Source organism: Citrobacter enshiensis, from assembly GCF_029338175.1.
Classification (GTDB): Bacteria; Pseudomonadota; Gammaproteobacteria; order Enterobacterales; family Enterobacteriaceae; genus Citrobacter_D; species Citrobacter_D enshiensis.
Map to the genome: position 1 here is coordinate 2,094,715 of NZ_CP119862.1, position 13,366 is coordinate 2,108,080.

At 49.1% G+C, this 13,366-nt stretch carries 8 protein-coding genes and 5 pseudogenes; 3 read left to right on the forward strand and 10 right to left on the reverse strand.

Going from position 1 to position 13,366, the window contains the following annotated elements; translation table 11 throughout:
* Positions 1-32: 32 nt before the first annotated feature.
* From roxA to rluE, 9 genes and pseudogenes are all read right to left on the reverse strand, one after another.
* Positions 33-1,154 (reverse strand): [50S ribosomal protein L16]-arginine 3-hydroxylase, encoded by a 1,122-nt coding sequence (roxA, locus tag P2W74_RS10185; protein WP_276294847.1) that lies wholly within the window; start codon positions 1,152-1,154, stop codon positions 33-35.
* Positions 1,155-1,245: 91 nt separating this feature from the next.
* Positions 1,246-2,713: pseudogene (phoQ, locus tag P2W74_RS10190) on the reverse strand (two-component system sensor histidine kinase PhoQ).
* Positions 2,713-3,386: pseudogene (gene phoP, locus P2W74_RS10195) on the reverse strand (two-component system response regulator PhoP). Before phoP ends, phoQ begins: the two co-directional pseudogenes overlap by 1 nt.
* Before the next feature lie 171 nt (positions 3,387-3,557).
* Positions 3,558-4,930: pseudogene (purB, locus tag P2W74_RS10200) on the reverse strand (adenylosuccinate lyase).
* A 3-nt stretch (positions 4,931-4,933) separates the two neighbouring features.
* A complete protein-coding gene (gene hflD, locus P2W74_RS10205) occupies positions 4,934-5,575 on the reverse strand; it encodes a high frequency lysogenization protein HflD (RefSeq protein WP_162380591.1) in 642 nt (213 codons plus the stop codon).
* 35 nt (positions 5,576-5,610) lie between these two features.
* Positions 5,611-6,692, reverse strand: a pseudogene (gene mnmA, locus P2W74_RS10210) (tRNA 2-thiouridine(34) synthase MnmA).
* An 88-nt stretch (positions 6,693-6,780) separates the two neighbouring features.
* Positions 6,781-7,242, reverse strand: coding sequence for an NUDIX hydrolase (locus P2W74_RS10215; protein ID WP_276294848.1), 462 nt, complete (start codon positions 7,240-7,242; stop codon positions 6,781-6,783).
* 11 nt (positions 7,243-7,253) lie between these two features.
* Entirely contained in the window at positions 7,254-8,177 is a 924-nt protein-coding gene (locus P2W74_RS10220; RefSeq protein ID WP_276294849.1) for a hypothetical protein, read from the reverse strand.
* A 38-nt stretch (positions 8,178-8,215) separates the two neighbouring features.
* A complete protein-coding gene (gene rluE, locus P2W74_RS10225; protein WP_276294850.1) occupies positions 8,216-8,881 on the reverse strand; it encodes a 23S rRNA pseudouridine(2457) synthase RluE in 666 nt (221 codons plus the stop codon).
* Between the two features lie 171 nt (positions 8,882-9,052).
* On the opposite strand from rluE, the pseudogene icd reads away from it, so the two are divergent.
* Positions 9,053-10,323: pseudogene (icd, locus tag P2W74_RS10230) on the forward strand (NADP-dependent isocitrate dehydrogenase).
* Between the two features lie 346 nt (positions 10,324-10,669).
* On the opposite strand, the gene P2W74_RS10235 reads toward icd, so the two are convergent.
* Positions 10,670-11,041, reverse strand: a complete 372-nt coding sequence (locus tag P2W74_RS10235; RefSeq protein WP_276294851.1) for a hypothetical protein — start codon at positions 11,039-11,041, stop codon at positions 10,670-10,672.
* 721 nt (positions 11,042-11,762) lie between these two features.
* On the opposite strand from P2W74_RS10235, the gene P2W74_RS10240 reads away from it, so the two are divergent.
* Positions 11,763-12,437 carry a hypothetical protein gene (locus P2W74_RS10240; protein ID WP_276294852.1) on the forward strand — a complete coding sequence of 225 codons (675 nt, stop codon included), beginning with the start codon at positions 11,763-11,765 and terminating at the stop codon, positions 12,435-12,437.
* Between the two features lies 1 nt (position 12,438).
* Entirely contained in the window at positions 12,439-13,269 is an 831-nt protein-coding gene (locus tag P2W74_RS10245; protein WP_276294853.1) for an ATP-binding protein, read from the forward strand.
* The last annotated feature ends 97 nt before the right edge of the window (positions 13,270-13,366 follow it).

Here is a 13,366-nt window from a genome sequence, read left to right on the forward strand (position 1 = left end):
GCTTACGCCTTATCCGGCAACTAACGCAATAATTACCCTTCGAAGAACCAGTATCCGCTGTTGACCAACGCGGCCAGCATCGCAAGGAACGACGGATCGTCCAGCGCGTCCTCAAAGTTTTCGGCGGTCAGCACGATATGGCTGGCGAGCGCTTCCAGTGCCGGACGGTGTGGGGAATCAATCTTCTCGCCGTTTGCGTATATATCGTCACCAATGCGCAGTACACGCAATCCGCCAAGACGAACCAGCACATCGCCTTGCTTCAGAGCATCATAAATCTCATCGGGCTGATACGGCGGCTCTGGCGGCGCGATGTCCAGCTCGTGGCGAGACTGGGAAATAAACTCACCAAACCACTGTTTGAAATGCTCCGGCTGATTGATTAACCCGAGCATCATTTCGCGCAGTGTATCCATCTCCTGCGGCAGAACGTCGGCAGGGTGATCGCGAGGCGGCATATCGGGGTCGCTGTAATACGTGCTTCCCAGTTCACGCTGCAGAACATAATCGGCAAAACCGCTGATCAGTTCGCGGGCGTTTGGCGCGCGGAACCCGACGGAGTAGTTCATGGCATTTTCCAGCGCATAACCCTCGTGTGGGAATCCTGGTGGAATATACAGAATATCGCCAGGCTCCAGTCTCTCATCAATAATGGCGTCGAAAGGATCAACCTGTAACAGATCGGGATGCGGGCAATGCTGCTTCATCTGCAGTTTTTCGCCCACCCGCCAGCGACGACGGCCAGTTCCCTGAATAATAAAGACATCATACTGATCCAGATGGGGGCCTACGCCGCCGCCGGGAACGGAAAAAGAGACCATCAGGTCGTCGATACGCCAGTCAGGTAATGCACGGAAAGGGCGCATCAGCGCGGCGGTCGGTTCATGCCAGTGGTTTACGGCCTGTACCAGCAGCGACCAGTTGTTCTCGCCGAGATGGTCGTAGCTTTCGAAGGGACCGTGGCTCACCTGCCATTTGCCGTCCTGATGACTGACAAGACGGCTGTCGACTTCACTTTCCATTGCCAGTCCCGCCAGTTCGTCAGGAGAGAGCGGATCAATAAAGTTGGTGAACCCACGCTTCAACACCACCGGACGTTTTTGCCAGTGGCGTTCGAGAAATTCGGGCCAGTTGAGGGTTAATTGGTATTCCATATTGAGTATCCGCAGGCTGGTATCTGACACCGATTATAACGGATGCGTAACCCGATGCGGTGAACTATATACACAAATATTACATGCCGCGTTATTCGTCTTTCTGGCCTGGATGCTGGCGACCGAAAATAACCTCCATGCGCGCACCACCCAGCAGACTGTCGTTGGCGATAATTTGCCCGTCATATTGCTCGGTAATTTCACGTGCTACCGCCAGTCCGACGCCTTGCCCGGGTCGCAGGGTATCAACACGCTGGCCACGATCAAAGACCAGCGCGCGCTTACTGTGCGGGATCCCCGGTCCGTCATCCTCAACCAAAATATGCAGATGATCGTCGGTCTGACGGGCGGAGATTTCGACGAACTCAAGGCAGTATTTACAGGCATTATCCAGCACGTTGCCCATCACTTCGACAAAGTCGTTCTGTTCACCGACAAAACTGATTTCTGGCGAGATATCGAGACTGATATTGACCCCTTTACGCTGGTAAACCTTATTCAGGGCAGAGGTCAGATTATCGAGGAGCGGTGCGACAGGATGCAGTTCGCGGCTGAGCAAAACACCGCTGCCGCGCATGCTGGCGCGGTGCAGGTAATAACCGATCTGTTGCGAAATACGGCTGATTTGTTCCAGCAATCACCGGTTCGGCTTCGTTAACGCTCATCTTTTCGCTGCGCAGGGAACGCAGTGTACTTTGCAGCACCGCCAGCGGGGTTTTCAGGCTGTGTGTGAGGTCGGTCAGGGTCGTGCGATATTTGTCGTAACGTTCGCGCTCACTTTTCAGCAGTCGGTTGAGGTTACGCACAAGGCTGGTTAGTTCGCGCGTCGTTTCAGGGTTAAGCATTTCGCGGTGATGATCTTCCAGCTCACGCACTTCTCGCGCCAGCGCCTCAATAGGGCGCAGGCTCCACCAGGCGGCGACCCAGAGCAGGGGAATCACTAACAGCAGGTTGGCAGCCAGCAACATAGATAAACCAACTCCACACCATATAAGAGCGTTTTCAGCTCTATTGGAATAGTATCAACAACGACGATAGTGAGCTGCGGCATGCGCGCGGTAGCAGGGTAAACATTCACTGCCACCGAGTGGGTCATTTCAGCATCGTCGTCATCCTCCCGCACTTCTTTAAGTTGCTGCTGGACAGAATGATCGTCACTCAGCAATGCGCTGGTGGCGTCCGACATTGGCCTCAATTTCGTGGAAGCCATTGGTTTTCAGCCAGTCAGCGTGAACCCGTTTGACCAGCCATGGCACGTCGCGCTGCGCCCATAACAGTTTACCGTTCTCGTCATAAATCAACGACATGGTTGGGCTTTGCATATCGAGATGTTCAGGGAGTTCTACCTGAAGTTTGTCGTTTTCCCATTTTGCGAGGGTATAGAAAAGATTGCTTTCGCCGCGCAGCAGGCGGAAGGTTGTCTTATCGAAGCTCACGCTGTAACCGACCAGCGCCACCATGCCGTAAGCCAGGGAAAGGACCAGCACAACGCCCGCCGTCGCCAGTAAAAAACGGACCCGCAGCGACAGGGGAAAAAAGTGACGCAGTAATTTATTCATTAGCGCAGTTCGAAAAGATATCCCTGACCACGCACGGTGGTGATCACGTCGGTTAGGGGTACTGGGCCTGGATTTTTTTGCGCAGACGCCCCATGAGTACATCGATAGTATGACTTTCGCGGAGTTCGGCATCCGGATAAAGCTGCAGCATCAAAGAATCTTTACTGACGACTTTGCCGCTATTGCGGATCAGCGTTTCCATAATGGTGTACTCAAACGCCGTCAGTTTAATCACTTCGTCATTGACCGACAGCTCGCGGCGGGAGAGATCGACCTGGAAAGGGGGGAGTGAAATGACCTGGGACGCCAGGCCGCTGTTGCGGCGCATCAATGCCTGCATACGCGCCATCACCTCTTCAATATGAAAGGGTTTGGTCACGTAGTCGTCAGCCCCGGCACTGAGCACTTCGACTTTGTCCTGCCAGCCTTCACGCGCGGTTAATACGAGGACGGGCAGAGAAACCTCACTGCTGCGCCAGCGGCGGATAAGAGAAAGCCCATCTTCGTCCGGGAGACCTAAATCGACAATCGCAATATCAGGCAGATGTTCGTTAAGGTAATAATCGGCTTCCTTTGCGTCTTCTGCGTCATCCACCTGGTGCCCTAAATCCTGCAGTTGAACCTTCAGGTGGTGGCGTAACAATGCATTATCCTCAACAACCAGTACGCGCATTCTCTTTTCTCCCTAAGTAAATGGTATGAATAGTCTAACGCTGATTATGTTGTTGTGGGGATAAACATTTAGTAAACCGGGGAGTGGGAAGTGCCGGATGGCGGCGCGAGCGCCTTATCCGGCCTACGCGATCGTAGGCCCGGTAAGCGTTAGCGCCACCGGGCAAGGTATTTACTTCAGCTCGTCAACCATGGTGATGGCGCGACCAATTGTAGTTAGCCGGGGTCATGGCTTTCAGGCGAACTTTCTCTTCTTCCGGCAGTGCCAGACCGTCGATAAACTGCTTCATGCCTTCGGCATCAACGCGTTTACCGCGGGGTCAGTTCTTTCAGTTTCTCATACGGTTTTTCAATGCCGTAACGACGCATGACGGTCTGGATCGGCTCCGCCAGCACTTCCCAGTTGTGATCCAGTTCGTCCAGCAGACGATCGCGGTTCACTTCCAGTTTGCTCACGCCTTTCAGGGTGGACTGGTAGGCGATCAGCGCATAGCCGATACCGACACCCAGGTTACGCAGTACGGTAGAGTCCGTCAGGTCACGCTGCCAGCGGGATACCGGCAGTTTGCTCGCCAGATGTTGCAGTACCGCGTTAGACAGGCCCAGGTTGCCTTCGGAGTTTTCAAAGTCAATCGGGTTAACCTTGTGCGGCATGGTAGAGGAACCAATTTCACCGGCGATAGTTTTCTGTTTGAAGTGATTGAGGGCAACGTAACCCCAGACATCACGGTCAAAGTCGATCAGAATGGTGTTAAAGCGGGCAATGCAATCAAACAGCTCGGCGATGTAATCATGCGGCTCGATCTGCGTGGTGTACGGGTTCCACTGGATCCCCAGCGAAGTGACAAACTCTTCGCTGAACTGGTGCCAGTCAACCTCCGGGTACGCGGCGATGTGCGCGTTATAGTTGCCGACCGCACCGTTGATTTTACCGAGAATTTCTACCTGATTTAACTGGCGGAACTGGCGCTCCATACGGTACGCCACGTTAGCCATCTCTTTACCGATGGTCGACGGCGTGGCTGGCTGACCGTGGGTGCGCGACAGCAGCGGAATATCGCGATACTGCACTGCCAGATCTTTAATGCCATCAATCAGTTGACGCCAGTACGGAAGGATCACTTCATCACGGGCGGTTTTCAGCATCAATGCGTGAGACAGGTTGTTGATGTCTTCAGAGGTGCAGGCGAAGTGGATGAATTCAGAAACCGCATGCAGTTCCGGGTTTCCGGCCACTTTTTCTTTCAGGAAATACTCTACTGCCTTCACGTCGTGGTTTGTCGTGCGCTCAATGGTTTTGATGCGAGTGGCATCATCTTCATTGAAGTTCGCCACGATGGTATCAAGGAAACCGTTTGCGTCGGCAGCAAAAGCAGGAACTTCCTTGATCGCTGCGTGCGCGGCCAGTTTCTGCAGCCAGCGTACTTCAACTTGTACACGGAATTTCAGCAAACCGTATTCGCTGAAAATCCCGCGCAGCGCGCTGACTTTATCGCCGTAGCGTCCATCGACAGGGGAAACGGCGGTCAGTGAGGATAATTCCATAGATCATAACTCCGGGGTTAAATGAGCAAGAATTTGTTTGGCCTGAGTGGTCAGACGATTGCGAGAAAACATGAGTTGCAGACGGCCTCCGCCAACCTGATGCCAGAGCACGGCTGCACGGATACCTGCAAGGAGAGAGGCGCGAACTTTTGCCTGAACCTGAGGACTTTGCAGAACAGCAGGAGAACCGGTCACCTGAATGCGCGGCCCCAGAGGGCTAATGACGTCAACATAGATGCCCGCCATGGCGCTCATCAGCGTTTCCGACTGCAAATCAAAATGGTCGAGCTGGCGCTGTAAACCGTTAATTCGTTCACCCAGCGTATCCATCGCCCCTTTTGCTGCCGACAGTTTGCGCTCCAGCACCATCAGGCTCAGGGTGTAACGGGTGAGTTCTGCGTTTAAGCCCTGACGGCTGCTGGCGTTGAGCACGCCGAGCAGGGTCTCCAGTCCGAGGCGCAGATTGGCCTCGCTGCCACCGAACACGCCCAGCGTTGAGCTGGGGTTCATATCGATGACGCTGTTCAGTGAAACGTGTAGCGCATCGGCATCACAGTGTCCCTGGTGCGCCAGTTCTTGCACCAGGCGTGCCGACTGGCAAATACCGGCCAGCGCGAGGGTGATGTCATAAAAATTCTTTGCCACGATCACTGCTTCCTTGTATCAGTCTAAGAGAATAATTATACCGGCAGGGGCAGGCGCTGCTCGATAATGCCGCCGCCGAGACACACTTCACCCATGTAAAAGACCGCTGACTGACCCGGCGTAACGGCGGCAACCGGCTCATCGAAGACAACTTCAATGCGATCGTCGTCCAGGGCGTTAACGGTGCAAGGGATGTCGGTTTGACGGTAACGGGTTTTCACCGTGCAGCGCAGGGTTCCGCTGAACGGCTCGCGATCAACCCAGTGCAATTGTTGCGCGATCAGCCCGACAGACATCAGACGCGGGTGTTCATGACCCTGAGCAACAACCAGAATGTTGTTCTCAACATCTTTGTCGACGACATACCACTGGATTCTTCAGAACCTTCTTTGGTTCCGCCAATCCCCAGACCTTTGCGCTGGCCAAGGGTGTGGTACATCAACCCCTGATGCTGGCCAATTTCGTCGCCGTCAACAGTGATGATTTTGCCCGGTTGCGCCGGGAGGTAACGACCTAAGAATTCACGGAATTTACGTTCACCGATAAAGCAAATACCGGTGGAATCTTTTTTCTTCGCGGTGATGAGCCCCAGATCTTCGGCAATTTTGCGTACCTGCGGTTTCTCAAGTTCACCTACAGGAAACAGACTTTGCGCGATCTGCTCATGGCCGAGCGTATAGAGGAAATAGCTCTGGTCTTTATTGCCGTCAAGGCCACGCAGCAGGCGGCTTTTACCGTCTACATCGGCACGGCGCACGTAGTGACCGGTGGCGATGTAATCGGCACCTAAATCTTCAGCGGCAAATTCGAGGAAGGCTTTAAATTTGATTTCTTTATTGCACAGGAATATCCGGGTTCGGCGTACGACCGGCTTTGTACTCTTCGAGGAAAGAGTTCGAAAAACGTTGTCCCAGATATTCTGCGGCAAAGTTTACGGTATGCAGTTCAATGCCGAGCTTATCGCAGACGGCCTGAGCATCCGCAAGATCGGCGGCCCGCTGTGCAATATTCCTCACCGTCGTCCTCTTCCCAGTTCTTCATGAACAGGCCTTCTACCTGATAACCCTGTTGCAGCAACAGCCAGGCAGAAACGGAGGAATCGACACCGCCGGGACATGCCGACGATCACTTTTTTTTGGGGCTTTCAGACATTGGAATACTCACGACATTGAACTTCAAGGCGGCATATTCTATCACGCAGCCATTTACTTGACACCCTCTGTAAACGGCCAGTTAAATTCACCGATCATCGCCAGTGGATAACGTTGCCCGCTCTGGTAACAGCGCACACTCTCGGCAACCAGCGGAGAACGCAGGTTTGGCGCATTGAGTATCTCTTGTGCGCTCACCCAGTGGCAGCAATCTATATCGCTGTCATGGGGTTCGGTATCGCACATATTGGCAAGCTCAATGCAAAACAGAAAACGTAAGAACGGCGTTTTATCGGGGGCTATCCACTGGTGCATACGAATAAAGTGCTGAGGCTGCGCGCTGATGCCGGTCTCTTCCCACAGTTCACGCGCAACGGCTTCTGCTAATGTCTCATCCGCTTCCAGATGTCCGGCGGGCTGGTTCCATAGCGCTTTGCCGTTGATGGTTTCCTCAACGACTAAAAATTTGTTCTCTGCATGCACAATGCAGGCAACGGTGACGTGCGGTTTAAACATCGGTGACCTCTTTATTCTTCTTCAAATCCTTCAGCGACATCTGGCCAGCTAATCTCGCCGCTGGTCTTATCAATACTAATGTAGGCCGTTGGAGGGGAGGTTGCTGGATCGGCGCCCCCACGGCACAACGCGGCCTGGTGGTCTTCGCGCACGATAATCTCGATGGCCTTTTTAGCGTTCCAGCTCTCATAAAAGATACATTGATAGTCGTGACGCAAATTGAGCGTGGCAATCCGTGTCGCCTTGTCCGTAGATAACGGATTGATATCATCGCGATAACGATCACCGCTGTTGACAGGCTGCAGCTGCGATTTTTTTAACCAGCCGCGCACGATGCGGCGATCGACGGTGTAATACGTCACTTCAAGAAAATCATCTTCTGATTGTTCTTGTGCGGAAACAACGTCGCCGGGGATCAGGAATAGGGAGGTACTGCGACACTGTTCATCCGGCATCGTATAAAAAGAGGCGCGTCCGCTACCCTGAACCCGGTAATGGTTATCCTTCGCCGGTGCGTTCCTGATTCGCCCGGGCATTGCTTTATTCGCCCACTGTTGACAGGTTTCATTTACAGGCAAGGGATTCGCCACGGGAGCCAGACCTTCTGCGGTGACCCATCCGGTCGCAAACAAGCCTTTAGCATCACGATAACGGACGTAGCGGAAAGTCTGGATGGGGGCATCTTTTGATTGCGCGATTCGCTGGCTTCTCAGGACTTCCACCGTGTCGCCGTTGATCAAATGGGCGGGGAGTCGGCACTCCTCGTGCGGCGCAGAATAGAAATGCAGTCGAGAGTTCGTTTTCACCTCGGCGGTTTCATAAAGATATTCCGCCGCACCTGCGCTATCGCCCGCAATGGCTTCGCAGTCCTGCTTTGCAACGCAAAATGGCGATACTGCTGATAACACTAACGCGGCGATAACACGGGTATCCATAATTCTTCTTCCATGATGATGTTGGGTAATGTGCTTCGTCAGACACTTTGCGACGACGGATGTTCCCGCCATTCGCCGTTCGCCAGTCCGTCGAGCGTATAGTCGCCCATAGCGTAGCGGATCAACCGCAGCGTCGGATGCCCGACATGGGCGGTCATTCGGCGAACCTGGCGATTACGCCCTTCATATAACGTGATTTTAAGCCAGGTGGTAGGAATGTTTTTGCGTTCGCGAATCGGCGGGTTTCTTGGCCACAGCCACTCCGGTTCAGCCACAATATCCACCCCTGCGGGTAGGGTAGGACCATCATTCAGCGTGATGCCGTTACGCAGGGCGTTCAGCGCTTCACTGTCTGGCTCCCCCTCAACCTGCACATAATAAATTTTGCCGGTACGTTTGCCTGGCTGCGTGAGTCGTGCCTGCAATGCACCGTCGTTGGTGAGCACCAGAAGCCCTTCGCTGTCCCTGTCGAGACGGCCAGCGGCATAGACACCCTGCACGGGAATAAAATCTTTCAACGTGCTGCGGCCCGCTTCATCGGTAAATTGCGGCAAAACATCGTAAGGTTTATTGAACAAAACCACGCGTTTTGGCTGGTTTTCTTTGCGCTGCCTGGTGGTTTGTCGTGAGCTGAATCGCTCAAGGCGGTGATTTCTAAAAGATGTTTTTTGCATGGTATTTTCAGGCCTTATCAATTGACGCATTATAGCCTAATAACGAGTGTCTTTCATGGCGACAAACAATAGGGTAGTATTGACACGCTCATTACAAAACATTAACAAAAAATTGCTCTAACGCATCCGTGTAGCAGGACGCAATTGCACATGCAGCGTGATGACAGACGAGCAAACCAGAAGCGCTCGAAGGAGAGGTGAATGGAAAGTAAAGTAGTTGTTCCGGCTGAAGGCAAAAAGATCACCCTGCAAAACGGCAAACTGAACGTGCCGCACAATCCGATTATCCCATTCATTGAAGGCGACGGCATCGGTGTTGATGTAACCCCTCCGATGATCAATAGTTGTGAATGGCTGCAGTCGAGAAAGCCTATAAAGGGAGAGCGTAAAATCTCCTGGATGGAAATCTACACCCGTTGTAGAAATCCACCCAGGTTTACGGTCAAGGACGTCTGGGCTGCGACTGAGAACCCTGGATCTGATTCGTGATTACCGCGTCGCCATTAAAGGTCCCCTGACGACCCCGGTCGGTGGCGGTATTCGCTTCTCTGAACGTTAGCAGGGCTGCGTCAGGAACTTGACCTGTACGTCTGTCTGCGCCCGGTTCGTTATTATCAGGGCACCCCAAGCCCGGTTAAACATCCTGAACTGACCGACATGGTCATCTTCCGTGAAAACTCTGAAGACATCTACGCGGGTATCGAATGGAAAGCTGACTCTGCTGATGCAGAGAAAGTGATTAAATTCCTGCGTGAAGAGATGGGCGTGAAGAAAATTCGCTTCCCGGAACATTGTGGCATTGGTATCAAACCGTGCTCCGAAGAAGGAACGAAACGTCTGGTGCGTGCGGCGATTGAATACGCAATCACTAACGATCGCGATTCTCTGACCCTGGTGCACAAAGGCAACATCATGAAGTTCACGAAGGCGCGTTCAAGAGGGCTGGGGTTACCAGTTAGCGCGTGAAGAGTTCGGCGGCGAACTGATCGATGGCGGCCCGTGGGTTAAAATCAAGAACCCGAACACCGGCAAAGAGATCGTGGTTAAAGGACGTGATCGCCCGATGCGTTCCTGCAGCAGATCCTGCTGCGTTCCGGCTGAGTATGACGTTATCGCGTGTATGAACCTGAACGGTGACTACATCTCCGATGCTTCTGGCCGCTCAGGTTGGCGGTATTGGTATCGCGGCCGGGGGGCAAACAATCGGTGACGAATGTGCACTGTTTGAAGCTACCCACGGTACTGCACCGAAATATGCAGGTCAGGATAAAGTGAACCCGGGTTCAATTATTCTGTCTGCCGAGATGATGCTGCGCCACATGGGTTGGACCGAAGCGGCTGATTAATTGTTAAGAGGTATGGAAGGCGCGATCAACGCCAAGACCGTAACTTACGATTTCGAACGTCTGATGGACGGCGCTAAGCTGCTGAAATGTAGCGAGTTTGGTGACGCGATCATCGAAAACATGTAATTTCTGCATGTGTTAAAAACTGTAACGGGCGTATAACACGCCCGTTGTTTTTTGTTAGTCTGCTAACGGTTATCAAAATTTTATCAAAACAGAGTTATCAAAACCCCCCTAGTAGTTTTGGGGGGGCAGACGGTAGTTCTATCGTTAGGTTTCAACTAGGCATACCATAGCTTTTTATGATTAAAGCTTGGGACACTCGTTGATGAGTGAGGTCTTTACGTGCCTTTAAACTAAGATCGCGTTAATAAACGTTGGAGACGATTCTCATCAAAGCACTTAAGGATTTAAACTCCGAAAGTGCCTCTCATTATTTTTTTACAAAACAAGTTTAATTGTTATGCCGGAGTTAGGGCCAGTGAGGTACGCCTAATGCCGTATCTACGCCAGGGTTATTACGTAAATCTTCAAGAATTGCTTCCGGTCGGAATTTTTTCCCAATTATAGCTTGAGATTCAGCGCGAGGGTTTTCTGAATGTCTTGCTCGATAAGCTTCAACGAATTCAATTCCTTCTGCTTTTGCTCGCGCACTTAGTCCTCGGGCATATAAACGATTGAATTCTCCTCCAGCTAAAGTTTGAGCAGCATTGTGGGGGACTTTAGCCTGTATCATCTCAGTGCTATTAGGCTTTCTTCGGGGATAATGGGTAGCAAGCAACCCTCTATTTAAGATTTCTTGCTCAAGCCAGGCATCATCATTTTGAGATGCTTCTTCTAACAAAGATGGCCATACAGACTTTTCCTTGAGAAGTGAGAAAGTTACTCAAATAAAAACTATCGTTTTCTTGGTCAAACTTAATTTCTTTAAGCATGAATTTTTTGGTTGCAATCATACTAAATCAATATAATTCTAAAGACATAAAAACCTCAGCCTATATGTAGAACATAAAAAGAAACTCTAATTAGTGAGTTTGACGGTAAATCATGTTAAGCAACCATCTCTTTTGATGCAAAGGAAAAATTTATATTTTTTATTATCCCCTGAAGTCCGCTGCTCTAGCCCTACTCATTAAAATAGAGTTTATATAACGTCATGTTTTATCAGTTATGGAGCACTGCAAACGAACATCGCTCACGCTTGATTTCAACTGAGAGGTGAAATACGTTGTCTGGTGACCTATGACCCAGTCTTACAAGCCAGAATGACTTTGGCCTTACTCATGCCCTTACTGATTCTTTGCTGCTACTCTACACCCCCCCTAAAATTGGTGGGATTCTGCGTCAATCAGCCCCTCTTTAAATTTACGTGCCATAATGCCAAAATTCATTGGTGTGTATCGGTAATTTTTGGAAAAATCAAAAACGGACTAAAACATTACCGTAATCCTGATGCTGGCAAAGTGTACTGTCAACAGTTGCGTGTTTACTAAGCAATTTTTGATTTTGGAGAATTTGTGAACGTTAGTGGCTTTTTTCTTTTTAAATTCTTAAGGAGAATAGGAATGTTTAACAGAAAAAAAAAGGATGTAGTACATAAACTTAGTGATATAGCTGTAACTGTAAAAAATAATGACTCTCTTAGAAGGAACTGCGACATTGCGGTGATTGACGATCAGTCATTTCTAAGTGCGGAAAAGTTAAAGGTTGCAGGTTTTTCAATACACGAAGTCGGTGATATTGATAATTTAAAAAAAATAGAATCGTATCCTATAGTTGTTTGTGACATAGAAGGAGTCGGTAAAGCTTTCGGTGCTAAAGCTGAAGGGGCGTTTGTTGTTAGCGAAATAAGGAAAAGATATCCAGATAAGTACATTATAGCTTACAGCACAAAGTCCTTTGAATTTTCCTATCAGTCTTATATAAACAAAGCTGACATTGCAATGCCAAAGGTTAGTTCTGTAGAACAATGGACAGAGGTATTAGATCGGGCTATAGCTATAGTTTCTGATCCTAAAACAAGATGGGTAAGAATAAGGCAAAAACTCATTGATTCTAATGTTGAGCTTTATGATGTCTTTAAGTTGGAGCAAGCTTATATATTGTCAATTCTGAAAAAAAATGATTCCTTGTTAACTGATGCAAATCAGTCAAGTGGATTGGATAGCTCAACTAAAGATATTATAAGCATATTCGTAACGACGTCTTTGCGAGAGATAATAAAAAGCATAAAGGATTGACATGGCTGGGATTAACTATAATAGAATTGAAAGATTAAAAGAGTCTTTCAAGAGGGAAGTTGAAAACTTTCATAAAGAAAAATCAGTTGAAATTGATTTTCTAAATAATAAAGTTGAAGATTTATCACGTAAAGTTCTAATTCTTGAAGAATTGAAACATGATATTGGAAGGCTAGCTATGGAGTCACTGTCTTTCTCAGAGGATCTAAATAATCTTATATCTAGGGGAGAAACTAAAGAGAGGATAGAAAATGCAGCATTAACAATACATCATTCACTCACTATGGTTTCTCCTAGAATTGTATACAGTGATATGGAATTAGCTAATGGACAAGTTGGTAATGGTGCTAAGTTTAATGCTGTAGTGTATAAAAAATTCGATAAGGCAAGGAAAATATTAAAAAGTAAATGTTATAAAAAAAAGGTAGATTTACAGTTCAATGGTAACTCCACCTTTACAATAAGAGCTATGAACTCATTCGATATAGTTCCATTTTTAATATTGGATAACGCTATAAAATATTCACCCAAAGATAATGAAATAAATGTATATTTTGACTCCCTAGACGGTTCCCAGTCTAAACTAGATGTAGTTATCACATCCATTGGTCCTTTTGTTGATTCAAAAGATTTAATGCGCCTTACTGATAGGGGGTTTAGATGTGATAATACATTAATAAAAAAAACAGAAGGACAAGGATTGGGTCTATATATAGTTAAAAATATATGCGCATACCATGGTGTTTCTATCAGATTCAATTCTGAATACACGTGTGATATAAGTAATATAAAATATGGTGTTTTCACCGTCACCCTTTCATTTGAGATTTGATTCTAATAAATCCGTTAATTAATAGTGCCATCCATTTTTAAATCATATATGGATGGCTATTTCAATTTTATGGCATCTCATATATGAATTTCGTTAA